The 25,376-nt window shown below is 67.0% G+C and carries 28 protein-coding genes; 15 read left to right on the top strand and 13 right to left on the bottom strand.

Going from position 1 to position 25,376, the window contains the following annotated elements; genetic code table 11:
- Window positions 1–76: 76 nt before the first annotated feature.
- Window positions 77–1,492, top strand: a complete 1,416-nt coding sequence (iaaH, locus tag FGS76_RS17475; protein ID WP_170214506.1) for an indoleacetamide hydrolase — start codon at window positions 77–79, stop codon at window positions 1,490–1,492.
- 26 nt (window positions 1,493–1,518) lie between these two features.
- On the opposite strand, the gene FGS76_RS17470 is transcribed toward iaaH, so the two are convergent.
- Both FGS76_RS17470 and FGS76_RS17465 read right to left on the bottom strand, forming a co-directional pair.
- Complete coding sequence (locus tag FGS76_RS17470; protein WP_138773926.1) at window positions 1,519–2,826, bottom strand: short-chain fatty acid transporter; 1,308 nt, start codon at window positions 2,824–2,826, stop codon at window positions 1,519–1,521.
- A 106-nt stretch (window positions 2,827–2,932) separates the two neighbouring features.
- Window positions 2,933–3,373, bottom strand: a complete 441-nt coding sequence (locus FGS76_RS17465; protein ID WP_138773925.1) for a potassium channel family protein — start codon at window positions 3,371–3,373, stop codon at window positions 2,933–2,935.
- Window positions 3,374–3,559: 186 nt separating this feature from the next.
- On the opposite strand from FGS76_RS17465, the gene FGS76_RS17460 reads away from it, so the two are divergent.
- Together FGS76_RS17460 and FGS76_RS17455 are read left to right on the top strand one after the other, a co-directional pair.
- Window positions 3,560–4,681, top strand: coding sequence for an AI-2E family transporter (locus FGS76_RS17460; RefSeq protein WP_138773924.1), 1,122 nt, complete (start codon window positions 3,560–3,562; stop codon window positions 4,679–4,681).
- 79 nt (window positions 4,682–4,760) lie between these two features.
- Window positions 4,761–5,273, top strand: a complete 513-nt coding sequence (locus FGS76_RS17455) for a methylated-DNA--[protein]-cysteine S-methyltransferase (RefSeq protein WP_138773923.1) — start codon at window positions 4,761–4,763, stop codon at window positions 5,271–5,273.
- Between the two features lie 10 nt (window positions 5,274–5,283).
- On the opposite strand, the gene FGS76_RS17450 is transcribed toward FGS76_RS17455, so the two are convergent.
- A complete protein-coding gene (locus FGS76_RS17450) occupies window positions 5,284–6,357 on the bottom strand; it encodes an alpha/beta hydrolase (protein WP_205717285.1) in 1,074 nt (357 codons plus the stop codon).
- A 197-nt stretch (window positions 6,358–6,554) separates the two neighbouring features.
- On the opposite strand from FGS76_RS17450, the gene FGS76_RS17445 reads away from it, so the two are divergent.
- Window positions 6,555–8,216, top strand: coding sequence for an FAD-binding dehydrogenase (locus FGS76_RS17445; protein WP_138773921.1), 1,662 nt, complete (start codon window positions 6,555–6,557; stop codon window positions 8,214–8,216).
- A gap of 69 nt (window positions 8,217–8,285) precedes the next feature.
- Window positions 8,286–9,446 (top strand): AAA family ATPase, encoded by a 1,161-nt coding sequence (locus tag FGS76_RS17440; RefSeq protein ID WP_138773920.1) that lies wholly within the window; start codon window positions 8,286–8,288, stop codon window positions 9,444–9,446.
- 1 nt (window position 9,447) lies between these two features.
- Here FGS76_RS17440 and FGS76_RS17435 read toward each other — a convergent pair whose 3' ends face one another.
- The 3 genes from FGS76_RS17435 to FGS76_RS17425 form a co-directional block, all read right to left on the bottom strand.
- A complete protein-coding gene (locus tag FGS76_RS17435) occupies window positions 9,448–9,711 on the bottom strand; it encodes a DksA/TraR family C4-type zinc finger protein (protein ID WP_138773919.1) in 264 nt (87 codons plus the stop codon).
- Between the two features lie 86 nt (window positions 9,712–9,797).
- A complete protein-coding gene (locus FGS76_RS17430; RefSeq protein ID WP_138773918.1) occupies window positions 9,798–10,796 on the bottom strand; it encodes a WD40 repeat domain-containing protein in 999 nt (332 codons plus the stop codon).
- Between the two features lie 8 nt (window positions 10,797–10,804).
- Window positions 10,805–11,359, bottom strand: coding sequence for an HdeD family acid-resistance protein (locus tag FGS76_RS17425; RefSeq protein ID WP_138773917.1), 555 nt, complete (start codon window positions 11,357–11,359; stop codon window positions 10,805–10,807).
- 184 nt (window positions 11,360–11,543) lie between these two features.
- On the opposite strand from FGS76_RS17425, the gene FGS76_RS17420 reads away from it, so the two are divergent.
- The 5 genes from FGS76_RS17420 (at window position 11,544) to FGS76_RS17400 (ending at window position 17,214) form a co-directional block, all read left to right on the top strand.
- Window positions 11,544–12,758: an MFS transporter gene (locus FGS76_RS17420; RefSeq protein WP_170214505.1), complete on the top strand. Its 1,215-nt coding sequence runs from the start codon at window positions 11,544–11,546 to the stop codon at window positions 12,756–12,758.
- A 131-nt stretch (window positions 12,759–12,889) separates the two neighbouring features.
- Entirely contained in the window at window positions 12,890–13,630 is a 741-nt protein-coding gene (locus FGS76_RS17415; RefSeq protein WP_170214504.1) for a DUF3348 family protein, read from the top strand.
- The gene (locus tag FGS76_RS17410; protein ID WP_138773914.1) at window positions 13,627–15,921 is read left to right on the top strand and encodes a DUF802 domain-containing protein; all 2,295 of its coding nucleotides are present in this window, start codon (window positions 13,627–13,629) and stop codon (window positions 15,919–15,921) included. The genes FGS76_RS17415 and FGS76_RS17410 overlap by 4 nt, the downstream gene beginning before the upstream one ends.
- The gene (locus tag FGS76_RS17405) at window positions 15,921–16,547 is read left to right on the top strand and encodes an OmpA family protein (RefSeq protein ID WP_138773913.1); all 627 of its coding nucleotides are present in this window, start codon (window positions 15,921–15,923) and stop codon (window positions 16,545–16,547) included. Before FGS76_RS17410 ends, FGS76_RS17405 begins: the two co-directional genes overlap by 1 nt.
- Window positions 16,540–17,214: a DUF2894 domain-containing protein gene (locus FGS76_RS17400; protein WP_138773912.1), complete on the top strand. Its 675-nt coding sequence runs from the start codon at window positions 16,540–16,542 to the stop codon at window positions 17,212–17,214. Before FGS76_RS17405 ends, FGS76_RS17400 begins: the two co-directional genes overlap by 8 nt.
- A gap of 51 nt (window positions 17,215–17,265) precedes the next feature.
- On the opposite strand, the gene FGS76_RS17395 is transcribed toward FGS76_RS17400, so the two are convergent.
- The 5 genes from FGS76_RS17395 to FGS76_RS17375 all read right to left on the bottom strand — a co-directional run bounded on the left by FGS76_RS17395 (window position 17,266) and on the right by FGS76_RS17375 (window position 20,242).
- A complete protein-coding gene (locus tag FGS76_RS17395) occupies window positions 17,266–17,742 on the bottom strand; it encodes a nucleoside deaminase (protein ID WP_138773911.1) in 477 nt (158 codons plus the stop codon).
- Window positions 17,743–17,787: 45 nt separating this feature from the next.
- Window positions 17,788–18,327 (bottom strand): hypothetical protein, encoded by a 540-nt coding sequence (locus FGS76_RS17390; RefSeq protein WP_138773910.1) that lies wholly within the window; start codon window positions 18,325–18,327, stop codon window positions 17,788–17,790.
- A 7-nt stretch (window positions 18,328–18,334) separates the two neighbouring features.
- Window positions 18,335–19,204, bottom strand: coding sequence for a glutathione-dependent disulfide-bond oxidoreductase (yghU, locus tag FGS76_RS17385; protein ID WP_138773909.1), 870 nt, complete (start codon window positions 19,202–19,204; stop codon window positions 18,335–18,337).
- A gap of 145 nt (window positions 19,205–19,349) precedes the next feature.
- Window positions 19,350–19,688, bottom strand: a complete 339-nt coding sequence (locus FGS76_RS17380) for a zinc ribbon domain-containing protein YjdM (RefSeq protein ID WP_138773908.1) — start codon at window positions 19,686–19,688, stop codon at window positions 19,350–19,352.
- 95 nt (window positions 19,689–19,783) lie between these two features.
- Window positions 19,784–20,242: a nucleoside deaminase gene (locus FGS76_RS17375; RefSeq protein ID WP_138773907.1), complete on the bottom strand. Its 459-nt coding sequence runs from the start codon at window positions 20,240–20,242 to the stop codon at window positions 19,784–19,786.
- A 36-nt stretch (window positions 20,243–20,278) separates the two neighbouring features.
- On the opposite strand from FGS76_RS17375, the gene FGS76_RS17370 reads away from it, so the two are divergent.
- The 5 genes from FGS76_RS17370 to FGS76_RS17350 all read left to right on the top strand — a co-directional run bounded on the left by FGS76_RS17370 (window position 20,279) and on the right by FGS76_RS17350 (window position 23,764).
- Window positions 20,279–20,533, top strand: a complete 255-nt coding sequence (locus tag FGS76_RS17370; RefSeq protein WP_138773906.1) for a hypothetical protein — start codon at window positions 20,279–20,281, stop codon at window positions 20,531–20,533.
- Window positions 20,534–20,700: 167 nt separating this feature from the next.
- Window positions 20,701–21,813 (top strand): ferredoxin reductase, encoded by a 1,113-nt coding sequence (locus FGS76_RS17365; protein ID WP_138773905.1) that lies wholly within the window; start codon window positions 20,701–20,703, stop codon window positions 21,811–21,813.
- A gap of 26 nt (window positions 21,814–21,839) precedes the next feature.
- Window positions 21,840–23,027, top strand: a complete 1,188-nt coding sequence (locus tag FGS76_RS17360; RefSeq protein ID WP_138773904.1) for a fatty acid desaturase family protein — start codon at window positions 21,840–21,842, stop codon at window positions 23,025–23,027.
- A 75-nt stretch (window positions 23,028–23,102) separates the two neighbouring features.
- Complete coding sequence (locus tag FGS76_RS17355) at window positions 23,103–23,348, top strand: FitA-like ribbon-helix-helix domain-containing protein (protein ID WP_138773903.1); 246 nt, start codon at window positions 23,103–23,105, stop codon at window positions 23,346–23,348.
- Entirely contained in the window at window positions 23,345–23,764 is a 420-nt protein-coding gene (locus tag FGS76_RS17350; protein ID WP_138773902.1) for a type II toxin-antitoxin system VapC family toxin, read from the top strand. The genes FGS76_RS17355 and FGS76_RS17350 overlap by 4 nt, the downstream gene beginning before the upstream one ends.
- 8 nt (window positions 23,765–23,772) lie before the next feature.
- Here FGS76_RS17350 and FGS76_RS17345 read toward each other — a convergent pair whose 3' ends face one another.
- Window positions 23,773–25,020, bottom strand: a complete 1,248-nt coding sequence (locus FGS76_RS17345; protein WP_138773901.1) for a type II toxin-antitoxin system HipA family toxin — start codon at window positions 25,018–25,020, stop codon at window positions 23,773–23,775.
- Window positions 25,013–25,345: a helix-turn-helix domain-containing protein gene (locus tag FGS76_RS17340; RefSeq protein ID WP_138773900.1), complete on the bottom strand. Its 333-nt coding sequence runs from the start codon at window positions 25,343–25,345 to the stop codon at window positions 25,013–25,015. Before FGS76_RS17340 ends, FGS76_RS17345 begins: the two co-directional genes overlap by 8 nt.
- Window positions 25,346–25,376 lie beyond the last annotated feature (31 nt).

The following is a 25,376-nucleotide window of genomic DNA, read 5'->3' as shown; positions in this document are numbered from 1 at the left end:
ATTTTCGTGGATACCGCTGCCATTCGCCCCGGCCTACCCTCGGGCAATCAGTCCAATACCAACAAAAGAGGTGGCTATGAACGGGCATGAAGGCGGCGTGGCCGACACCGCGCGGGCACTGCGCAGCGGCGCGCTAAGCAGCGAAACCCTGACCCGGCATCTGCTGGAACGCGCCGAGGCGCGGCAATCCCTGAACGCCTTCATGGCGTTGCAGCCGGACCTGGCGCTCGCGCAAGCGCGGGCGGCGGACCGGGCGCTGGCCGCAGGCGAGGCGCCCGGCCCCTTGCACGGCGTGCCCCTGGTGCTGAAGGACAACATCGATGCCGCCGGCTGGCCCACCACCGCCGGCACACCGGCCCTGGCGGACCACCGGCCGCCCCAGGACGCGCCGGTGGTCGCCGCGCTGCGCCGGGCCGGCGCCCTGATACTCGGCAAGAACCCGCTGCATGAGCTGGCCTACGGCGCCACCGGCAATAACCCCTGTACCGGGCCGAGCCGCAACCCCTATGACCCCCAACGCATTCCCGGCGGCTCCAGCAGCGGCACCGCGGTGGCGGTGGCCGCCCGGCTGGCGCCCGCCGGCATCGGCACGGACACCGGCGGTTCGGTGCGGGTGCCCGCCGCCCTGTGCGGCCTGTTCGGCTTCCGCCCCAGCGCCGGGCGCTGGCCCAACGCCGGCATCGTGCCGATTTCCGGCACCCGGGACACCGCCGGCCCGCTGGCCCGTCACGTGGAAGATCTGCTGCTTATCGACGAAGTGGTCACCGGTGACACCGCCACCCCGACCCGGCCCCTGTCGGCCTGCCGGATCGGCGTGCCGGACGCCTTTTTCTGGGAGCAGCTGGACCCGGACGTGGCCGAGCGGGGCCGCGCCACCCTGGAGACCTGGCGCCGGCAGGGCGTCACCCTGGTGGAGAAACCCATCCCGGACCTGGCGACCCTGCTGGCGCCCGCCAGCATGCCCTTGGTGTTCTACGAGGGGATTCAGGATCTGCGACGCTACCTGGCCGACAGCGGCTGCGGCGTTACCCTGAATCAGGTGGTGGAAGGCACCGTCAGCCCGGACGTGCACGGCCTGTTGGCGATGATGAATGACCCGCAACAGGGCGTGCCATGGGAACAGTACCTGGACATTCTGCGCCACCGCCGGCCAGCTCTGATCACGGCCTACGCCACCTACCTGGCCGGCAATGAACTGGACGCCATGGCCTTCCCGACCTGCCCGCTGACCGCCCGCGCCATCGGCGAGGACGACACCGTGCAACTCAATGGCGAGGCGGTGCCGACCTTTCCGACCTTGATTCGCAACACCGACCCGGGCAGCACCGCCGGGCTGCCCGGCGTGACCCTGCCCATGGGTCTGGACCGGTCCGGCCTGCCCATGGGCATCGCCCTGGATGCTTTACCCGGCCGCGACCGGGTCCTGCTGGCGCTGGCCCGCGAACTCCAAAATCACCTGCCGGAAACACCGCCCCCGGCGGCGGCCGGCTGAGCGAAGCAGGCCCCGGCCTGCCGGCGCTAAAGGAAGGTCAGCCCGGCACTGATGATCACGCCGGTGACGATCAGCAATATCAGGCAGTAGCCCATGATGTCCTTGGCCTTGAGCCCGGCGATGGCCAGCACCGGCAGCGCCCAGAACGGCTGCAGCAGGTTGGTCCAGGCATCGCCCCAGGCCACCGCCATGGCCACCCGGGGCACGTCCGCGCCCAGGGCCTCGGCGGCGGGCAGCATCACCGGCGCCTGCACCGCCCATTGGCCGCCGCCGGAGGGCACGAAGATGTTCACCACGCCGGCGCTGATAAAGCTCCAGAACGGCAGGGTGTCGGCGCTGGCGATGGAGGCGAAGCCGTTGGAGATGGTGGCCGCCAGGCCGGAGTCGGTCATGATCGCCATGATGCCGGCGTAGAACGGGAACTGGATAACGATACCGGCGCCGCCCTTGATCGCCTCATTGAGGCTGATCAGCAGCCGGCGCGGGGTCTGATGCAGCACGATGGCCAGGAACAGGAACATGAAATTGACGATGTTCAGGTTCAGGCCGCCGCCCTGGCTGAAATAGGAGACCGCGTAGGCCACGCCGCTGAAACCGACCAGCCAGGCCAACACGCGGCTGTTCTCCAGATGCTCGGCGGGGCGCGTCGGGGTCACGTCCGGTACCTCCGGATCCTCGATGGCCTTGGGGTCGGCGAACACGCTTTCCTCCTGGGGCGGCAGCATCAGACGGTTGATCACCGGCACCACGATAAACAGGGCGGCCACGATGGCCAGATTGAAGAATGCGAAAATGGTATCACCGGTGCCAATCACGCCGATCTGGCTCTCGGTGAAGTGCCCCGGGGTGGCGATGGTCAGCGGAATGGACCCGGCCAGGCCGCCGTGCCAGACCACGAAGCCGCCGTAGGCGCTGGCGATCAGCAAGGGGTAATGCACCTGGATGCGCCGGGCCAGGGCCTTGGCGAACAGGGCGCCCACCACCAGACCGAAGCCCCAGTTGATCCAGCTCGCCACCAGCGACACATAGGTGACCAGCAGGATGGCCTGGCCCGGGGAGCGCGCCAGGGCCGCCAGCTTGTCGAGTATGCCCTTGACCAGCGGCGTGCTGGCCAGCATGAAGCCGGTGACCAGCACCAGCAGCATCTGCATGGAGAAGGTGAGCAGGCCCCAGAAGCCCTTGCCCCACATGTCCATCACCGCCGCCGGCGACTGGCCTTCCACGGCCATGGCGGCGACCGCCGCCACCAGGGAAAGAATCAGAACGAAGATATAAGGATCGGGCAGGTAACGGTCCACCAGGCGGACCAGGGGTTGTGATGCGCGGTTCAGCATGTCGTGTTTCTCCAGTTGTTGTTTTTTTCAACACCTGAAGAATTGTCTACCGCCACGGCGGCGCTGACAAATCGATCAGCGCCCATTTTCAGGCAAAGCCGGCGCCTCAGCCGGGCCGGCGCCAGTAACGCTGCATTTCCAGATACAGGAAGGAAGCGGTCCAGGTGATCAGCACCAGCCCGGTCAGTGCCTCGATGCCGGTCAGGTAGCGCACGTCGCCCAGGGGTTGGATATCGCCGAAGCCAAGGGTCGTATAGACGGTGAAGGAAAAATACACGCAGTCCATCAGGGTGCCGTTGTAATTGCCGGAAAAGGTGGCGTTGAATTCGCCCCAGCCCAGCCGGTTGACCATCACGTAGTAGGCGGCGCCGAACAGCCACACCTCCACGGCGTGGGCCACCAGGGCGCCACCCACGCCCACCAGCACCCGGTAACGGTGCTTGATGCCGGCCTTCGGCAGCCAGGCGGTGATGCGCGAGAGAAACTCGTAGTGGATCAGCACCACCGCCGTCACCAGCAGGACGTTAACGGTCACAATGTAGAACACACACGCCCCCCTTTGGCCGGATGCCGATGGCGGCAGTTTATCGTAGCGCCGCCGCGAGCCGCCAGCGTGCCGCGCGCTGGGACGGTGGCGCCGCTTTACCGCTTTTTACGACGGGGGCCTCATTTTCCGTCCGCTGGCGCCGTAGACTCTTTGTTTCCACGCTCAAGGACAGAGAAGGCCCGCCCGATGGACGACCCGCGCACCGAGGACCGGCCCGACGACGAGGGAGATCTCGTCACCCGCCGGGAAACCCGCAAGCTGATGGAAAGGGTAACGGTGCGTTCGGCGATGCTCACCGGCATCTTCGTTCTGCTGGTGATGTACACCCTGTACGCCGCCGCCACCCTGTTCGCACCCCTGGTGGTGGCGTTTCTCACCAGCCTGATTTTCACGCCCCTGGTGCGGGCACTGCGCCCGCTGCGCATTCCACCGCCGGTGAGCGCGGCGGTGGTGGTGCTGCTGGTGTTCTCCATCGTTGTCAGCGCCCTTTATGGCCTCAGCGAGCCGGCCATGGAATGGCTGGAAAAAGCCCCCCGGGACCTGCGCCAGATCGAACTGGAATTCCGCGAACTGGCGGCGCCCATGGAAAAGCTGCGCCAGGCCCGCGACCAGTTCGCGCTGATGACCGCCACGGACAAAGGCGCCGGCGGCCAGGGCGAGGCGGACATGCCGTGGAGCCCGGTGGAATGGTTGATGTCCGGCACCTGGTCGGCGCTCTATGGCATCGCCATCAGCTTTATTCTTCTGTACTTCATGCTGGCCTCCGGCGACACCTTTCTGCGCAAGCTGGTGCGGGTGATTCCCCAGTTCGAGAACAAACGGGCGGCGGTGGAGACGGTGCGTGAAATCCAGAACAGCATCGCCATCTATCTGGGCACCATCACCATCATCAACGTGTGCCTGGCGGTGGCCGCGTCCCTGATTCTGTATCTGCTCGACGTGCCCAACCCGATCCTGTTCGGCGTCATGGTCGGCCTGTTCAACTACGCCCCCTATATCGGGCCGGTGGTGAGCCTGGTGGTGATCGCCATGGTCGGCATTCTGCAATTTGACGGCTTCTACGAAGCGCTGCTGCCGGCGGCGCTGATCCTCGGCCTGAACGTGCTGGAAGGGCAATTCATCACCCCCACCGTGGCTGGTCACCGGCTGGCGCTGAGTCCGGTGATGGTGTTTCTGTCGATTCTGCTGTGGGGCTGGATGTGGGGCGTGGTCGGCATTCTGATCGCGGTCCCGCTGCTGGTGTGCATCAAGCTGGTGTGCGACAGCATCGACTCGCTGGGCCTGGTCTCCGAGTTCATGGGCCGCTGACACCAGGTCCGAAAACGGCGAGCCGCCGCTGCCCGGGGAGACTATGCTGATCTTCCCATTGGCCCCGCGCGGAGACACCATGCCCCGGCTTCTATACAGCGAAACCGATTCCCCCCTGGGCCCGCTGTTGCTGCTCGGCGACGGCGAGGCTCTCACCGGGTTGTACATGGACGCCCAGAAACACCGGCCCGCCCTGGAAGCGCAACGGCAACGGGCCGACGCCCCCTTCCAGGCCGCCCGCCAGCAACTGGCCGAGTACTTCGCCGGCCAGCGGCGGGACTTCGACCTGCCCCTGGCCCCGGCGGGCAGCGACTTTCAGCAGGCGGTCTGGCGGGCCCTGCTGGCCATTCCCTACGCCGGAACCGCCAGCTACGGCGAGCTGGCCCAGCGCCTGGGCAAACCCGGTGCCGCCCGCGCGGTGGGGCTGGCCAACGGCCGCAATCCCCTGGGTATCATCGTGCCCTGCCATCGGGTGATCGGCGCCAATGGCACCCTCACCGGCTACGGCGGCGGGCTGGCCCGCAAGCAGTGGCTGCTCGATCACGAGCGCCGCCTGGCCGGCGGCCAGGGCGCCCTGCCCGGCTTTGGCTAGCGGCGGGTCGCTATCTCTTGAATTGCCAATAGACCTGATCCTCGGCATCCACTTCCGTCAGGCCGAACCGGTGCGAGGCACGGGCGCCTGTTCTTATCAGGTAGAACATGTCCGACAAAATGGACCGGTTGTCAGCGAAATAGGAATGCCCGTTAAAACCGGTCTCCACATAGGAGGCGTCGATGGTCTCCAAGCCGTCCAACAGGACCACGCCCCTTGCCGTATCACCGGCCCTGGAATAACCACCGTGAACCTTTCTCGATGCCGCCAGCGCCAGATCCTTGGAAGAGGCGTACAACGTCACCGGTGAAACGCCGCTCGCTATTCGGGGCATGATGTCCTCGGCAAAAACCTGGGCGTCGATATCCGGCGCGGCGAAGATGACCTCCTCGACCCGCTCGCCAATGGTCGGATCATCCTGCATGGCGGAAATCAGTGCCCGGGAAAGAATGCGGCTGCCCATGCTGTGAGCAATCAGATACACCTTTTCCGCTTCCGACTCCTGGAAGAACGCGGACAGGAACCTGGCCAGATTGGCCTCGGACCACTCCGCGTTCTGTCCGTCCACCACATAAGCCTGCGGCTTGCCTCTGGAGGGCCAGCTATAAAATACCGGCGCGCCATCAAAGCCCAGGTCGTAGGTCATCTGGGCACTTCTGCGTGCCGCATCCTCGAAGGAGACGTTGTAGCCATGAACGAACACGAAGGCCTTCTTCCCGGAGGACGCCTCCACCTCTTCGCGTATTTCCGAGAAAAACCGCTCCCGCTCTTGTAGCCGGGTCTCCAGCAGCACCACATGCTTGGCGGGGTCTTCCCTGAATTCGAATCGCAGTATCGAGGGTGATTCCAGCTCCCCCATCCTGTGGTCACGGGGGATACTGACGTGGCAGCGCCCGTAGCGAATATCCGATCGCTCCCCGCCGAATCCGACTTCTCCGCGCCGGCCCTCTTCCAGGTTGCGATCGGTGGCAAAGAACGTTTGCACCACCGCGTATTGGCTCTCTGCGAAACCCTCGGGCGGGGCGGGACGGGCTTCGTGGGTTGTTTCGCATCCACCGACAACAAATACGGCAAGTAAAAACATTAAACTTATTGACCTATTCATACCCTTCCCTCTGTTTTTTTATCGTCCTTAAAATCCGCTTCAGCGGGTTTTTTTATACAAAAATAGCCGACCGCAAAAAAAATCAAAAGGCCGGAGAAAAAGAATCAATGAATGGCCACTGACGAATCCTCCGCAAAGCTGCTAGCTTTGGCATGACCGAGACGGGGAGCCTGATCATGAATAACAACCATAGCGATGCCATCGTCGTCGGCGCCGGCCTGGCCGGCTTGGTGGCCGCCGCGGAACTGGCGGACGCCGGCAAATCGGTACTGATCGTCGAGCAGGAAGGCGAAAACTCGATGGGCGGCCAGGCGCACTGGTCCCTGGGTGGCCTGTTCCTGGTGGACAGCCCGGAGCAGCGCCGCCTGCGCATCAAGGACAGCGCCGAGCTGGCCCTGCAGGACTGGCTCGGCAGTGCCGGTTTCGACCGCGAGCAGGACTACTGGCCACGCAAAACCGCCGAGGCCTTCGTGGAGTTCGCCGCCGGTGAAATGCGCCCCTGGCTGTACGATCAGGGCATGCGCTGGTTCCCGGTGGTGGGCTGGGCGGAACGGGGCGGCTCCACCGCCACCGGCCACGGCAACTCAGTGCCGCGCTTTCACATTACCTGGGGCACCGGCCCCGGGGTGGTGGCGCCGTTCGAGCGGCGCGTGCGCGAACACATGGACCAAGGCCGCATCACCCTCAAGGCCCGCCACCAGGTGAGCCGGATACTGACCGCCGACGGCCGGGTCACCGGGGTGGCCGGCGAGGTGCTGGCGCCCAGCACCGTGCAACGGGGCGAGCGTTCCTCCCGGGACGTGATCGGCGACTTCGAATTCCTGGCCGGCGCCGTGCTGGTGACCTCCGGCGGCATCGGCGGCAACCACGATCTGGTGCGCGAATACTGGCCCCGGGACCGCCTCGGCGAACCGCCGGCAAGCATGGTGTCCGGCGTGCCCCACCATGTGGATGGCCGCATGATCGCCATTACCCGGGACGCCGGCGCGGCGGTGATCAACAGCGACCGCATGTGGCACTACACCGAGGGCCTGAAGAACTGGGCCCCGATCTGGCCCAACCACGGCATCCGCATTATTCCGGGCCCCTCGTCCCTGTGGTTCGACGCCAACGGCCGGCGCCTGCCGGCGCCCTGCCTGCCCGGCTATGACACCCTGGCCACCCTCAAGGAAATCCTGAAAAGCGGCCATGACTATTCCTGGTTCGTGCTCGACCAGTCGATCATCGAAAAAGAGTTCGCCCTGTCCGGCTCGGAACAGAACCCGGACATGACCTCCGGACAATGGAAGGAAGTGCTCAAGAGCCGGCTCGGCAAGGGCGCGCCGGCTCCGGTGGAGGCGTTCAAGAAACACGGCGAGGACTTCGTGGTGGCCGACGACCTGAAAACCCTGGTGGACGGCATGAACCGGCTCACCGGCGAGCAGCGCATCGATTACCAGCGGCTGCACGCGGAACTCACCGCCCGCGACAACCAGATGGACAACCCCTACGCCAAGGACGCCCAGATCACCGCCATCCACGGCGCCCGCCGCTACCTGGGCGATAAGCTGTTCCGCGCCGCCAAACCGCACCGGATCCTGGACCCGCAACACGGCCCGCTGATCGCCGTGCGCCTGCACATTCTCACCCGCAAGACCCTGGGCGGCCTGCACACCAACGTGGACGGCCAAGTGCTCGACCCGGCCGGCGATCCGGTGGCCGGCCTGTACGCCGCCGGCGAGGTGGCCGGCTTCGGCGGCGGTGGCTACCACGGCTACAACGCTCTGGAAGGCACCTTCCTGGGCGGCTGCATCTTCTCCGGCCGCCGTGCCGGCCGCCACGCCGCCACCGTGGTGTAGCCGGCCCCCTGTGAACCGATGCCCGGGCTGCTAAGCTAAGCACCGTTTTTTCCGGGAGCAGGTCGAGGGATGCTGACCACGTTAGCGATCAATAACTACCGTTCGGTGCTGGATCTGGCGCTGCCGCTGGGGCCGCTCAACGTGGTCACCGGCGCCAACGGCAGCGGCAAGTCCAATCTCTATCGGGCGTTGCGGCTGCTGGCCGCCACCGCCCGGGACGACGTGGTGTCCGCCCTGGCCCACGAGGGTGGGCTGGAGTCCACCTTCTGGGCCGGCCCGGAAACTCTGACCCGGGCCATGCGCGACGGCACCGCGCCGGTACAGGGCGGTCCGCGCCAGGGTCCGCGGCGCCTGCGGCTGGGCTTCTCCGGCGAGGATTATGGCTACCTGATCGAGCTGGGCCTGCCCAAACCGGACAGCCGCACGGTGTTCAACCTGGACCCGGAGATCAAACGGGAGCTGATCTGGGCCGGGCCGGTATTGCGCCCGGCGGCGCTGCTGGTGGAACGCCGGGGCCCGCTGGTGAAGGCCCGCGACGACGAGGGCTGGCGGGTGATCAGCGAGCACCTGAACAGCTTCGACAGCCTGTTCAGCCAGGTGGCGGACGCCCGGGCCACGCCGGAGGTGGTGGCCCTGCGCGAACGCATTCGCGGCTGGCGCTTCTACGACCACTTCCGCACCGACACCGACGCGCCGGCCCGGCAAACCCGTCTGGGCACACGTACCCCGGTGCTGCACCACGATGGCCGGGACCTGGCCGCCGCCCTGCAAACCATTCGTGAAATCGGAGACGGCGGCGCCCTGGACGAAGCCATCGAGGACGCCTTCCCCGGCGCGCGCCTGGGCATCGAGCCCCAGCCCGATGGCCGTCTGCGCCTGGAATTCCATCAGCACGGCCTGCTGCGCCCGCTGACCGCCGCCGAGCTGTCCGACGGCACGCTGCGTTACCTGCTGCTGGTGGCTGCCCTGCTGACGCCGCGCCCGCCTTCGCTGATGGTGCTCAACGAACCGGAGAACAGCCTGCATCCGGATCTGCTGCCGGCCCTGGCGCGGCTAATCGTGGCCGCCGCCGAACACAGCCAGGTATGGGTGATCAGCCACGCCTCGCGGCTGGTGGCGGCCCTGAATCAGGCACCGGACTGCCACGGGCTGCAATTGGAAAAGGATTTGGGGGAAACCCGGGTACCCGGGCTGGGGCTGCTGACCCGTCCCACCTGGCACTGGCCGTGACTCAACGCAGCTGGCTGTCCTTGCTGCCGCGCCGGTTATAGCCCTCGGAACGCAGGTCGTCGTCGTGCTCGCTTTGGCAGGGCACGCACAGGCGCACGCCGGGCAGCGCCTGGCGGCGCGCCTCGGGGATCGGCTCGCCGCATTCCTCGCAATGGGTCAGGCTGTCCCCCGCCGGCAGACGGCTGCGGGCATACTGCACCGAGGAATCCACGGTGCTGTCGATCTGATCCTGTACCGCGCCTTCCGGCGCCCATCCGGTGGCCATGGTTCACCTCCGTGACCCTGTTTCCCTTGGGAATACCGCCAGAACACACCTTCGCGCCGATCAATGCAAGCGGTAACAGGCGCCGCTCACGGCAGCCGGAACACCTCCACCCGTACTTCGGAAATGGTGTAACCGCCGATGGCGGTGGCGGCCACCAGAACGTCGCCCGCCGGGCTCCAGGCCAGGCGCGGCAGATTGCGATTGTCCGCCTGGAAAGCGGCGATCTGCTTGCCGTTTTCCATCGACCAGACGCGAATATAGGCGGAACCGTCATGTCTCAGGGTGTCGTCGGCGTAAAGCGCCGCCAACCGCTTACCGTCCGGTGACAGCGACAGGGTGTAGCCGGAGTCGTAATACAATTTGGAAAGGCTGTCCCGGGGTTCCAGGCGGCGCATATCGCCATCGTCGACGCGGTAGAGCAGCACGTCATCGCCATCGATGCGGCCCACCCAATCCTCGCCCAGCCGGGTCAGGTCGCGGCCCGAACCACGCAACCAATCGGCCCGGAAAATGCCCGGCGGGGCCATCCCGGCGACGGTGTCCAACCGGTGGCCGTCCTTCGCCGACACCACCAGGGCATCGTCCCCGGCGCCCCGGTAACAGAACTCGTCGTCGCGCAGCTCGCCGGACTCAAAGCCCTCCTTACGCAACCAGGAATCATTGTGGTTCTTGGGGCAGACCAGGGTGATGCGGTCACCATCTTGCGAAACGGCAACCCAGGCCGGCGGGTGCAAGAAAGGAATCTCCTGCCGGGCGCCAATGGCGCCACCGTCGAGATCCATATGCACCAGCTCCACGTAGCCCCGCCAGCCACTCGGCCGCTCGGAGTCCGGCGGCAGCGACGTGCCCACCAGCACCACTTCGTTGCCGGACGACGGCACCGCCATCATCTGGCCGACGGTGTCCATGGTAAAAGGCGCCACCGAGCCGGTGGTCACCGGGCCGCAGGGGCTCAGCGGGCGGCAGGCGCCGTAAAGACGCTGCCCCGCCAGCAGCCACCAGACCAGCAGCGCCGCCAGCAACGCCAGCACCACGGCCAGCATCAACCACAGCCCCCGGCGGGCTAAAAACGAAGATCCCGCCATGCCGCCCCTCAAGAACCGTTAGCGTGCAGGCGCTTCAGGCGCAGCCCCGCGGCAATCTGCAGCACGCCGTAAATTAACGCGCCGGCGCCGAACCACACGGTGGCCACCACCAGGCCGGCCAGCGGCTCGGCAAGGAAGAAGGTGCCGAGCAGAATACCGAGCAGGCCGCTCAGGGCGATCACCCACTCACCGCGCACATGGCGGCGGATACTCAACGCGAACAGCAGCCGGAACACCCCGGCAATAACGAACCAGCAGGCCATTACCAGCAGCAGCGCACCGGCGGTGGCCATCGGGTTGATCACCGCCAGCAGACCGAACAACAGGGACACAAGCGCGTACAGCAACACCCAGCCGCGCCCCGCCGGCACGCCGTTGGCGAGCAACGCCGCCAGCCCCATCACGCCCTCGGCCAGCGCCATCACGCCAATGGCCCAGGCCAGCGCCACCGCCGCGTCCAGCGGATAGGCCACCGCATAAACACCGACCAGCACACCCACTACCCCATACAGCACCAGCAACCACCAGTGGCGGCCAAAGCCGTCCATGAACAGCGTCGTCATCGTTCCGATCTCCTTGGCAAAACAGGTCAATGCAATGAGTGTACCCCCTTAGGGCCGCCCGGCGTCAGGGTCGGTTCAAGGCGGCCTTATCCCGGTGGCCGCCCCAAAGGGCGTAATGCAACCGGCGCGGAAAGGCCCTAAAGTAGTGCGCCCGTTTCGCGCCGCCACCCTCTGGAAGCCCCCCATGTCCCTGGTCACCCCGCCGCCAAACCGCCCCAATGCCCTGATCATGGTCACCGGGGGCATCCTCACGGCGCTGGTGGCCATCGTGTTCGCGCGCCTCGCCTACGGCGTGATCCTGCCGCCCATGCGCGAGGATCTGGGCCTGAGCTATCGCCAGGCCGGCAACCTGGGCACCGTGACCGCGCTGGGCTACCTGCTGTTCGTGCTGGTGGGCGGAGTCGCCGCCAGCCGCTGGGGAGCCCGCAACGCGGTGGCCCTGGGCCTGTTCATTCTGACCATCGGTTTCGCCGGCCTGACGGTGGCCTCGGATTACCGGTGGATTCTCGCTCTGATGGGCCTGCTGGGCCTGGGCACCGCCTTCTGCTTCGCGCCCATGGTATCGCTGCTGGCCACCTGGTACCCGGAGCGGCGCGGCCTGGTGATCGGCTGCATGGGCGCCGGGGTGGGCGCCGGCCTGTTCGCCACCGGCCTGCTGGTGCCCTGGCTCTCCCAGGCTTTCGGCGAGCATGGCTGGCGCGGCGCCTGGGGCGTGTTCGCGGTGACCTCGGCGATCACCGTGGCGCTGGTGCTGATAGCGGTGCGTGATCCCGAACCGATCAGCGCCAACGACCCGCAGCGGCCGGCGCCGGCGGACAAATGGCGCATCTACCGCCACCCCCGGGTGATCACCATGGCCACCGTCTATGGGGTGATCGGCATGGTCTACATCATCCAGTCCATCTTCATGGTCAGCTATGTGGTGGAAGCGGGCCACGGCGACAAGGTTGCCGGCTGGCTGATGGCCATGTCCGGCCTGCTGTCGGTGGCCAGCGGGCCGCTGTGGGGCTCGCTGTCGGACATCTGGGGGCGCGGCAATGCGCTGACCCTGGCCACCGCCGTGGTGTCCCTGGCCATGGGCCTACCCCTGCTGGACCAGAGCCTGCCGGTGTTCTTCGCCCATTTTCTGCTGATGGGCTGCGCGGTGAACGGCGTGTTCACCATGATCCAGGCCGCTAGCACCGACCAGGTGGCGCCCCGTTTCATCCCCATCGCGTTCAGCTATGTCACCGTGTTCTTCGCCACCGGCCAGTTCCTGGGCCCGGCCATCGCCGGCGCGCTGATCGAATTCAGCGGCGGCTTCCATCTGGCGGTGGGCTTCACCTGCGCGTCCCTGCTTGGCGCCCTGTTGCTGACCCTGCGCATCCGCCGCTTCCCCCGGGACCTGGCGGTGGCCTGAGCGGGCCCGGCTTTGCGGCTACCACAGACCTGATGCAAGTCGCGGGAACAGGCCCTAGAATGTGCCGCTTCGCCTGGCCGGGGCCCTCGAACCGGCGCCGCCGGGCCCGTGATAAGGCCAGGGTGGCAAGCATGAGCAACGGCGTGCATAGCGTTTCGCAAACCTCCTTTTCGGGCGGCCGGCTGGTGCGCCTGCTGGGCGAACTGCAGCTGCTCAACGGTGCGCCGGAAGTGGACTTCGCGGAACGGCTGGCACGGCTGTTCGATCTGTCCGACACCGTGGCCCTGGACGCCGCCAACGGCCACCGGGCCAGCGGCCCGTTCCTGGCCGGCGACAAGGACCGCCAGCGCCTCAGCGCGGATCTGGCCAAGACCCGCGACAAACTGCTGGCCGGCCTGACCCGGGCGTTCGAGCCGGAACAACTGGGCACCCGCAACGGGCTGCCGGCACCGGTGGCCGACTATGATCCGTACCAGCAGTTCTACGTGGCCCGCCAGCGGCAGCTCACCGCCGGCCTGCAGCCGCTGCGGGTGCGGCTGCGCGGCGCCCTCTCCGACGCCAGCGCGGCGGGCGCCCAACTGGCGGAGCTGGACACCGTGTTCGACGCCACCCTGACCGCCTATGCCCGCCGGGGCTTTGGCGCCATTCCCCGGTTGCTGGCGCGCCGCTTCGAGGCGCTCAAGCCGGACGGCCAGCAGCGGCTGCTGGAAGAGAATACCGACGACCCGGCCACCTGGATGGCACCGGGCGGCTGGCTGCACCGATTCACCGGGGAGATGCAGCTGCTGCTGCTCGCCGAACTGGAGGCCCGCCTGGAACCCCTGCGCGGCCTGCTGGACGCTTTGTACAAAGAGGTACGCGACCGCACATGACACGTTTTCTGTTCGCATTGGCATTTTTTCTGGGCGCCGCCGCGGTGCTGCGGGTGGGCCTGGGCTTTGTGGCCGGGCCACCGGTGGCACTGCTCGCCACCGCCCTGATCGCCCTGGTCTATGGCTTCGGCTTTCTGGAGTTGCTGCGCTTCCGGCGCGCCACCGACCAGCTGCGCGACACCCTGCGCTCCACCCCCTGCGACGAGCAGAGCCTGGGCGGCTGGCTGGCGAGCCTGCCGGCGGAACTGCGCGGCCCGGTACGGCGCCGGGTGGAAGGCGAACCCGCCGCCCTACCCGGCCCCATGCTCACCCCCTACCTGTCCGGCCTGCTGATCATGCTGGGCCTGCTCGGCACCTTCGTAGGCATGACCGTGACCCTGCAGGGCGCGGTCGCCGCCCTGGACGGCGGCGCCAACCTGGAAGCCATCCAGAGCGCCCTGGCCGCGCCCATCGCCGGCCTCAGCCTGGCCTTCGGCACCTCCATCGCCGGGGTCGCCGCCTCCGCCATGCTGGGTCTGGCCGCCACCTTTTGCCGCCGGGAACGGCTGCTGGTGGGCCGGGACCTGGACGGCCGCATCAACCGCGAGCTGCGCCCCTTCTCCCTGAAACAACAGCAACGGGACACCTTCCAGGCACTGCGCGAGCAGGCCGGCGCCTTCCCCGCCGTGGTGGATCAACTGCGCGCCCTGAGCGAACGCCTGGACCAAATGGGCGAGCGGCTGGCCGGCACCCTTACCGACAACCAGCGCGATTTTCACCAGCGTATCGGCGACGAGTATCAGGCCCTGTCGCGCACCGTGGGCGACAGCCTGCAACGGCACCTGGCCGAGGGCGCCCGCCAAACCGCTGAAAGTATGCGGCCGGTCATGGAAGACGCCATGACCCGGCTGCATCAGCAGACCGAACGGACCCACGCCCATCTTGGCGCCATCACCGAACAACAACTGGCGGGCCTGGCCGAGCGTTTCCGGGCCACCACCGACGACACCGCCGAACAGTGGCAACGGGGTCTGGCGGAGGCCCGCGAGGCCCAGGACCGGCAATTGGCGCAACTGGCGGAGCGCTTCGAGCAGGTCACCGCCCGGGCCGGTGAAACCTGGCAACAGGGGCTGGCGGAACAGAACCGGCAACAGGGCGAGCACGGCGAACGCCTGACCCGGGCCCTGGAAGCCACCGCCGAGCGGGTACGCGAGGACCACGAGGCGCTGATCGCCCATGGCCGCGACCAGCAGGAACAGCTGACCGAACGCTATCAACGGCAACTGGCCGCCACCGCCGAGCAGTTCGCCACCAGCACCGACCAGGCCGCCCGCCACTGGCGCGAAGCCCTGCAGGAACAACAACGCCAGGGCGCCACGCTGATCACCGATCTGGGCGCCGCCCTGGAGGCCCATGACCAGCGCTTCCAGAGCACCGCCGAGCAACTGCTGGCCGGCCACAGCGACGGCCTGGAGAGCCAGCGGCAGCATCTGGACACCCTGGTCGGCGAACTCAACAACGGCCTGCAACGGCAGCAAGAAGCGTTCCGACAGGCCAGCGGCGAATTGCTGGACGGCCAGCGCCAGGGCCTGGACACCCTGCTGGCCCGCACCGGCGAGGACCTGGCCGCCCTGCGCGACCAGGAGAGCGCCCGTGGCGAGGCCGCCGTGCAGCGCCTGGCCGACCTGGAGGCCACCGCCGCCCGCCATCTCACCGAGCTGGGCACCGCCCTGGAAGCGCCCCTGGCACGGTTGATCGAAACCGCCTCGGAAACCCCCAAGGCCGCCACCGAGGTAATCACCCGGCTGCGCGAGGAAATGGCCCGCAGCGGCGAGCGCGACAACGAACTGCTGGAAGAACGCCACCGCCTGATGCACGAACTGGACGCTCTGCTCGGCGCCCAGCGTCAGGCCGCGGAAGCCCAGCGCCAGGCGGTGGAAACCCTGATCAAGGACGCCGGCGGCGCCCTGCGTGAGGTCAGCGACACCTTCGGCGCCCAGGTGGAGCGCCAAAGCACGCAGCTGGACAGCCTGGCCGGCGACCTCACCGAAGGGGCCCGGGACGTGGCCAGCCTCAGTGACGCCTTCGGCGGCGCCGTGCTCCGGTTCGGCGAATCCAACGACAAGCTGCTGGACACCCTGCAACGCATCGAAGCCGCCCTGGAGCAGTCCGCCAGCCGCCACGACGAACAGCTGGCCTACTACGTGGAGCAGGCCCGTGAAGTGATCGACCTGAGCCTGGCGGCGCAGAAGGACGTGGCCGAGACATCCGGCCAGCCGCACGCCGATGCCGACGGCGCCGGAGCCCGCTGATGGATCAGGACGGCGACGTTCAGACCACGCCGGTATGGGCGATCTTCTCCGACCTGATGGCGGCGCTGGTGGGCATTTTCGTGCTGATGCTGGTGTGGGTGATCGGCATCCAGCTGGAACTGAGCCAGTCCCTGCGCGAGGAACGGGCCAAGCTGGAAACCGAACAGCAACGCCGCGCCGCCCTGGAAGAGGCGCTGGCCGACCCGCTGGCCAGCGGCCGCATCTCGTTCCGCGACGGCCGCATCGGCATCAACGGCAGCGTACTGTTCTCACTCAACTCCGACCGCCTGCAGAACGACGGGGAAGACCTGCTGCAAAGCCTGGTGACGCCGCTGAAAAAATACCTGGCCACCCACGATGATCTGCTTATGGTCAGCGGCTTCACCGACGACCTGCCGATCCAGAAAGGCAACGCCCGCTACACCGATAACTGGGGCCTGTCGGCACAACGGGCGCTCACCGTCACCCGCACCCTGATCGCCCAGGGGCTGCCGGAAGAACGCATCTTCGCCGCCGCCTTCGGCGACAACCAGCCGGTGGCGCCGAACACCGACGACGACACCCGGGCCCGCAACCGCCGGGTGGAAATCACCACCATTCCGCGCCGGGACCAGGCCGATGAATGACCCGGCGAGCCGCCTCCAGGACCTGCGTGAACAGCACGGGCACCGCTACGACCCGATGCGCTTTGAGTACCTGGAAAGTCTCGCCCGGCGTGGCGCCACCACACGGCTGACGCAACGCCTGGACGACTTTGAGCGGGACCTGCGACAAGCCCGGGAGCACGCCGCCTCGCTATTGGACGCCGCCGCCGACGAAGCCCAACGCCAACAGCTGCGTGAGCACTACCAAGCCGGCGACTACAAGGCGGTACGGCGCCTGGCCACCCTGGCCGCCCCAGGGCCCTCACCGCTGGCGGAACTCACCCGCCGGCTGCGCGAAGCCGCCGACGCCCCCGCCGGGAGCCAGCCACAGGACGCCCTGGAATCCCTGCTGCAACAGCACCATCAGCGCCTGCGCGCCGACCGGCGCGGCGACCAGGACGCCCCGCGCCGGGAACTGAAAACCCTGGCCACCCTGCACGCCCGCCGCGCCCGCCAACACACCGCCCGGCGTATCCGCCACGCCGTGGACCACCCCACCGGCGACGCCGGCCCGCTCAACGCCCACCGCCAGGTGGTGCGCGCCCTGGACCAGTTGCAAGAGCTGGCGCCGGAGTATCTGGAACGCTTGGTGGGCTACGTGGATACGCTTATGGCGCTGGAAAGGGCGGTCGGTAAGCGTCGCGGTTAGGTTTTTTTTATCGCGGCTGAAGCCGCTCCTACAGGTGACGTAGGAGCGACTTCAGTCGCGATACCGAAGGTGCAAAGCACGCACCCGCTCGGACAGATCCGGTACCGGGCCTTTCACCGGCACGCTCGGTGCCACCTGACGAATCGACAGGCCGGCCACCGGCGCCGGGGGCAGGCCCAGTTCCGCCAGCCAGCCGCGCAGCTGCTCGCCGGAGCTGGCATAGACGATGGGCCCGAGACCCACCCAGGCATGGGCGGCGGCGCACATCGGGCAGTGTTCCCCGGAGGTGTAGACGGTGGCGCGGGCGCGCCGTTCCGCCGGCAGGTTTTGCGCCGCCCAGCGGGCGATCTCGAATTCCGGGTGCCGGGTATGGTCGCCGCCGCCGACCCGGTTGCGGGCGGCGAGCAGGATGGTGCCATCTTCATCCACCAGCAGGGACCCGAACGGCTGGTCGCCGGCCTCCAGGGCCTGTTCGGCCAGGTCCAGGCAGTGTTCCAGGTGGGCGCGGTCGGTGTGGGTGATCGCCATTGGACCTCCTTTTCAGGCGTGTTGGGATGTTTTGGGATCGGCGGGCTATGCGGATGACGGCCGGTGATCCAGGGGAGGGGCCCAGTAGCCCTGGGAAAACACCGCGATCTGCTGGAAAAAGGTGGCCCGGGCCAGGGCCTGGCGCAGGGCGCGCCGTTCCTTTTCGTTGCCGCTGGCGGCCAGCTCTTCCTGCAGCACGCGGGGATCGTCCGGTCGCCACAGGGACAGCTGCAGGGAGGGGAACACATAGGCGCGGCCGGGTTCCTGGTCGTCTTCCTCCAGGGTGCCGAACTGCATCAGGTGCACCAGCACCGTGTCGGCGGCGGCCTGGAACAGGTCCAGGCCTTCGTGGCGCAGCGGCAGGCCGTCGCCGGCGGCGATCCATTCGGCGCGCCGGTGTTCGTCGTAATGCACCACCAGGGCGCCATCGAAGAACAGGTCCCGGGCCGGGAAATCGATGCCGAACTGTTGCCGCGCCGGCCAGTGTTCCGGCTCCTGGCCCACCGCCCGGCGCACCGCTTCCGGCCGGTCGCCAAGGCGGATTTCGTTGATACCGCTGCGGGGCCGCAGCAGAAAACGGCTCATGGAGGGGTTATTCTCCGCCGCCGATTTTGTCCTGGGTGCGGGTGTCGAAGTCGGAGGCGTCGTGGCGCTCTCGCAGCTGCGTGGAAGGGTCACCGAAACTGCGGTTGACCATGCGGCCGCGCTTCACCGCCGGCCGCGCGTCGATGGCCTCGGCCCAGCGCAGCACGTTCTTGTAGCTGGTCACATCCAGAAACTCGGCGGCGTCGTAGAGCCGGCCCAGCACCAGTTGCCCGTACCAGGGCCAGGTGGCGATATCGGCGATGGAGTACTCGTCACCGGCCAGCCAGGTGTTCTCGGCCAGATGGCGATCCAGCACGTCGAGCTGGCGCTTCGCTTCCATGGTGTAGCGGTCAATCGGGTACTGGTACTTCTCCGGCGCGTAGGCGTAGAAGTGGCCGAAGCCGCCGCCCAGGAAGGGCGCCGCGCCCTGCTGCCAGAACAGCCAGTTGAAGCACTCGGTGCGGGCCGCGCCCTCGGGAATCAGGGCGCCGAATTTTTCCGCCAGGTACAGGACGATGGAGCCGGTCTCGAACACCCGGCGGGGCGGCGTCTCGCTGTGATCCATCATGGCGGGAATCTTGGAGTTCGGATTGGTCTCCACGAAACCACTGCCAAACTGGTCGCCCTCGCCGATATTGATCAGCCAGGCGTCGTATTCAGCGCCGGAGTGCCCCAGGGCCAGCAGTTCCTCCAGCATCACGGTGACCTTGACCCCGTTGGGGGTGGCCAGGGAATAGAGCTGCAGCGGGTGCTTGCCCACCGGCAGTTCCTTGTCGTGGGTGGGGCCGGCGATGGGACGGTTGATGTTGGCGAAACGCCCACCGTTGCCCGGTTCCCATTTCCAGACCTTGGGCGGTGTGTAGGTGTCATCGGACATGAAGCATCTCTCCCGTGCGGATACGAAGGCGGCGCGGAGCCGGACCCGGCACCATAAAACGTCCCGGGCGGGCGGGGAAGCGGGGGCGCCGCAAAGGTTTCCTATCATGGCGAAAGGCCGCACCGATGGCGAGCGCCGCCGGGGTTCAGACCTTCTTCACGAACTCCGATTTCAGCTTCATGGCGCCGACGCCGTCGATGCGGCAGTCGATGTCGTGGTCACCGCCCACCAGGCGGATGTTCTTGACCTTGGTGCCGACCTTGACCACCGAGGAGGTGCCCTTGATTTTCAGGTCCTTGATCACGGTGACGGTATCGCCGTCGGCCAGCACATTGCCGTTGGCATCGTGGATCAGGTCCGCTTCCGCGGCGGCCTTTTGATCGGCGCTGTTCCATTCGTGGCCGCATTCCGGGCACACGAACATGGCACCATCTTCATAGGTATAGGGGGAATTGCATTTCGGGCAGGCGGGCAAATCACTCATTGGTTCTCTCGGCCAGGCAAGGGCGCCAGGGGCGCGTAAAAGCGCCATTATAACACCCCCTTCACGCTTCGTTGACGGGCCCGCCCTGGCGAGTTCTAGTCGGCCTCGCCGATGTCCTCGTTCCAGATGTCCGGATGGGCGCGGATGTAATCGGCGAGCAAGGCCCTGCAGTCCGGATCGTCCAGCTCGATAACACGCACGCCGTGGTCGCGCAGTTCGTCCAAACCACCGGGGAAATTCTCGGACTCGCCCACCACCACGGTGCCGATGCGGAACTGGCGCACCAGGCCGCAGCAATACAAACAGGGGGCCAGGGTGGTGACCATGATCTTGTCGCCGTAGCGGCGCTGGCGGCCGGCCTTGCGGAAAGCGTCGGTCTCCGCGTGCACCGAAGGGTCGTCTTCCTGGATGCGCCGGTTGTGCCCGGCCCCCAGCAGGGTGCCGTTGGCGTCGAACAGGGCCGCGCCGATGGGGATGCCCCCTTCCTCAAGCCCCTGGCGGGCCTGATCCAGGGCCACCTGGAGCAGGGCGCGGTAGTTCAGAGTGTCGCTCACGGGTTCTCCTTGACGTCGCCTTAAGCCGGTGCTGCCATGAGTCTGGAGAATAACAACGGGGTGACCACCATGTCGCCATTGCAGCAACCGATCCGGGTACTGCGCGAGCTGATCGACTTTGATGCCGCGCAACCGGTTGCGTTTGTGCCGTCGCAGAAGCGCCATGTCTCGCTATGGCATCAAGGCTACTCCCCGGCCAGCATCCGTGCCCTCGCCGACCCGTTTCCAAACCTCTACCCGCCGGGCTTTACCCGGCGACTCTCACCCAGGGACCGGCGGGCTCTTCCGTAGCAATAGCGAATTTGCCGGGGATTGACCTTCACGCCGGAGCGATTGGCGCGGCGGCACCGTTGAACAAAGTTGCCGTCTTCCAAAAAGGTCGTTTTGCCGTTACTGTGAACATCTGTACACAAACACCAATGGTCCAGATAATATAACAAGGTGATCAGGAGGCAGACATGACCACCCCGGTACCGCAAGGCAAGGCACCCAGGCGTTGGCTGACGCGGCTGTCCGCGATCAGCGATATGTTCGCGTTCCCGCTGCGCACCTCACACTACGTGGAGCTGGTGAACCCGCTGTGGACCACCCACCGCATGCATGCCCGGGTGGTGGACGTGTGGGACGAGACCCGCGATGCCCGCACCGTGACCCTGAAGCCCGGCAGCAACTGGCGGCTGCACCGGCCGGGCCAGCACATCCGGGTGGGCATTCCGGTGGACGGCCGGCACTACACCCGCACCTATACCATTTCCTCGCCGCCGGAGCGCGACGACGGCTGCTTCACCATCACCGTGAAGAAGATCGACGGTGGGCGCCTGTCGCACCATATCGTGCGTAACCTGAAGGTGGGCGATTTCATTCCGGTGGGGCTGCCCCAGGGCGAGTTCTACCTGCCGGACGCCTCGCCGGTGCAGCCCCTGTTTATCACCGCCGGCAGCGGCATCACCCCGGCCATGAGCATGGTGCGCAGCCTGATCGCCCAGGAGCGGCTGCCGGATACCGTGCATATCCACTACGCGCCCCATGAATTCGACACCATCTTCGGCCGCGAACTGCGCCGGCTGGACCAGGAGCAGGCCCACTACCACCTGCACGAGGTGCACACCCGGCAGGCGCCGGAGGACCAGAACCACTTCACCGAGGCGCAGCTGGAGCGGCTGTGCCCAGACTGGCGCGAGCGGGACTGCTACGCCTGTGGCCCGCCGGCCCTGCTGGCCGCCCTGGAGCGCACCTGGGAAGAGGCCGGCCTGAGCCAGCGCCTGCACATCGAGCGGTTCCGCGCCGACTTCGCGCCGATTCCCGACGACGCCGTGGGCGGTCGGGTGCGCTTCGCCGACAGCGACCTGGACGTGGACGCGGACGGCGAGACCAACCTGCTGCGCGTGGCCGAGGACGCCGGGCTTAACCCGCCCCACGGCTGCCGCATGGGCATCTGCCATACCTGCAACACCACCCTGCAATCCGGCTGCGTGCGCGACCTGCGCAGCGGCGACTTCATTAACGAACCCGGCGCCATCGTACAGGTCTGCGTGTGCGCGGCCGCCGGGGACTGCGAACTGGCGCTTTAGGGCCCATCAGGCCCAGGAGGCAAACTATGAGCACGAAACGACCCCTTCCGGTGGATCTCACCGAAGAACAGATCGACGAGTTTGGTCGGGAAATGGACGCCATCTACTATGAAACCCTGGAATCCCGGGGGGAAAAGGACCGGCTCTACATTCTCCGGCTGATCCGCACCCAGCGCAGCATGGCGCTGCTGGGCCGGCTGGTGATCTACGCCAGCCTGTTCCTGCTGCCGGCCTGGGGCCACGCCCTGGCCGGCTGGCCGTCCACGCTGATCGTCATGGCCCTGGGCGTGATCCTGCTGGGTCTGGCCAAGATCCTGGAGAACATGGAAATCGCCCACAATGTGCTGCACGCCCAGTGGGACTGGATGAAGGACCCGGAGATCCAGTCCAACACCTGGGAGTGGGACACCATGAGCCCCTCGGACCGCTGGATGCACTCCCATAACGTGGTGCACCACACCTGGACCAACGTGCTGGACAAGGATCTGGACGTGGGCTACGGCATCATGCGCGTGACCCCGCGCCAGCCGTGGAAGCCCGCCTACCTGCTGCAGCCGGTGTACTTCGTGCTGCTGATGCTGCTGTTCGAGGAAGGCGTGGCGCTGCACGAGCAGGCCATTGTCGATGTGGTCGAAGGCCGCAAGAAGCACCGCGACATCCGCCCGCTGATGAAGCATATCGGCCGCAAGGTGTGGGGCCAGGTGCGCAAGGACTACATCATGTGGCCGGGGCTGGCCGCCCTGGTGGCGCTGCCGATTTCCCTGGTGGTGCCGGAATCGCCGCTCACCGTGTTCCTCCTGGTGGCGGCGGCCAACGCGGTGGCCAACATCATGCGCAATATCTGGGCGTTCATGATCATCTTCTGCGGGCACTTCCCCGACGGGGTGTACCACTTCACCCAGGAGCAGACCGAAGGGGAATCCCGCGGTCAGTGGTACCTGCGCCAGCTGCTGGGCTCCGCCAATATCACCGGCGGCCCGTTGTTCCATGTGATGTCCGGCAACCTGAGCCACCAGATCGAGCACCATCTGTTCCCGGACCTGTGCAGCAACCGCTATCCGGAAGTGGCGCCCCGGGTGAAAGCCCTGGCGGACCGCTATGGCTTGCCCTACAACTCCGCGTCCCTGTGGCGGCAGTTCGGCACCACCTGGCTGAACAACCTGCGGCTGGCCTTTCCCGGCGGCACCACGCCGCCGGAACCGGCGCGGGCCTGAGCGGCCGCCCGGTGGGTGCTTTCCTCTGAATGACAGCAGTGATAGCATTGCTGTCATTCATTGAGGAGAACGCCGATGAGCACTCTGACGGTCCGTAATATCGATGACGACCTGAAACAGCGCCTGCGGCTGGAGGCCGCCCGGCACGGGCATTCCATGGAAGAGGAAGTACGGCGGATTCTGCGCCGGGCGTTGAGCGAGCCGGCGGCGGAACAGGGCCTGGGCAGCCGCATCCGCGACCGCTTCGCCGCCTACGACGGCCAGGAGCTGGAGCTGCCCGAGCGCCGCGACCCGCCACGGCCGGCGGACATGGAACCGTGATCGTCCTGGACACCAATGTGCTGTCCGAGCTGATGCGCCCGGCGCCGAACCCGGCGGTGGTGGCGTGGCTGGACCGGCAACCGGCCGGGGACGTGGCCACCACCAGCATCACCGTGGCGGAGATTCTGTACGGCATCGAGCGCCTGCCCGCCGGCCGCCGGCAACGCACCCTGGCGATGCTCGCCGCCGAGCTGTTCGATCAGGAATTCCACGGCCGCTTGCTGCCCTTCGACGCCCTGGCCGCCAGCCACTATTCACAACGAATAGCCCAGGCCGAGCGCAACGGCACCCCGGTGAGCATGGCCGACGGCCAGATCGCCGCCATCTGCCACGCCCACGGCGCCACCCTGGCCACCCGCAACACCAAGGACTTCGAACCCCTCGGCATTCCTTTGATCAATCCCTGGAACTCGTAACACCGCTTCTACAAACCGCTGGCGATGGCCAGGTCCTCATGCTCGAAGGCGCTTTCCATGCGCTTGATTTCGGCGGCGGGGGCGCCCCGCTTTTTCGCCGCATCACGCCAACCCTGACACGCCTCCGCCACTTCCCGAATGCACGCATCCGCTTCCGTCAGTTTGAGGGAAAATTCGTCCGCCACGGAGCGCAGCAATTCGATGGAGCAGGTGCCATCATCCAGATCGATGTTGGTGGCCAATACGCGGGCTTTCATATCCTGGGGCGTGGGGTTGAGGTCATAGGCCGGCGACAGGGACCAGCCGGCCCCGCCTTGCCACAAGAATCCGTGATTGCGCAGATGATCGTCCACGTTGGAAACCAGGATGGAAAACGCCACTCGCCGGAACAGTTCCCGGCGATCCTCGCGGGCACTCGCGCCTTGCTCGGCAAGAGCATCGACGATCTCCAGATAGCTGCCCCGTTCGCCATCCCGGTGCTCGGTCATCGACATGGCCGACAGGAAAGGAATCCGCTCATCACCGTCGCGGTCGAATCGGCGGGACAACAAGATCGGCCGCCCGGCCACTTCATGCAATTCGTGGTCGGCCGCGCGGATCCCCGCCCGCTCCGCGAGATCCAGGGTGATGGCCTCCCAGCGTTCCAGGGAATACTCGTCGGTTTCCTTGGGGAACTTGGCGATCGCCAGCCGTCCGTGCTGATCAATCACGGACGCCTTGGGGCGGGCGCCACCCAGCGAAGAGCCTGGCGCGAAGATCATGCGCAGGTCGTCATCGGTCTCGTCACCGCGAACGATCCGCTCCGAAGCTCCGAGCAAATCCCCCAATGCAAGCAGGTCCGGCACGCCCCGGGACTGAGGCGCCTGAAAGACCTCGTCCCCTTCCCACCGAAAGCGCAGCGCGCCAAGCCGGGTCTGGTCCGAGACACCGAGCAGAAAGTCGGTCTCGTGGAGGGTGCGCACCGCCCGGCCTTCCCGTTCCGCCGCGCGCCGTTCCCGGCGGCGCATCAGCATGCGGCCCCAGGTGTCCGGCGCGGAATCGCCCAGGGTGCCGAACATTTCCGCGCCCGCCGGGGGGCGAAACAGGCCCGGCCCCACCGGCAGCGCCGGGTCCATGGAAAAGCGGTGGTCCGCCGCCAACCACTCCGGCGCGTACTCGAAGGTCACTGTTTCCCGGCCCCGGCTGGCATGGCGGCGCAACAGGCCAACGCGACAATTCCGGCGCCGCCAATCCAGAAACACCTCGACGTCACTCATCCTTGTCGACCCTCGGACGCGGCGATGAGGCCCGCTGGCGCAGCGATTCCCGACTGATCTCAAGCCCTTGGGGGTCCTTGGCGCTGTCGGCCAGGTCCGCCAGCCGGGGCAGCATGCCCAGGGCCTGCAGCACACCGGCCAGAATCCCGACGCTCACCGCCGTGTCCCCCTTCTCCAGACGGGTCAGGGTGGCGCGGGAAGTCGCGGCGCGCTCGGCCACGATTTCCATGGACAGATTACGGCGCAGGCGGGCTTCGCGGATATCCTCGCCCAGTTTCCGCAAGGCTCGGCGGGCCGCCGGAGAGGGACGATAAGGAGCGGGCATAATGCAATCTTCATAAGTCATTAAACGCTTT

It is taken from the genome of Alloalcanivorax gelatiniphagus (genome assembly GCF_005938655.1).
Taxonomy (GTDB): domain Bacteria; phylum Pseudomonadota; class Gammaproteobacteria; order Pseudomonadales; family Alcanivoracaceae; genus Alloalcanivorax; species Alloalcanivorax gelatiniphagus.
Note: the sequence above shows the minus strand (reverse complement) of the source record. Positions and strands in the feature narration are given on the sequence as shown.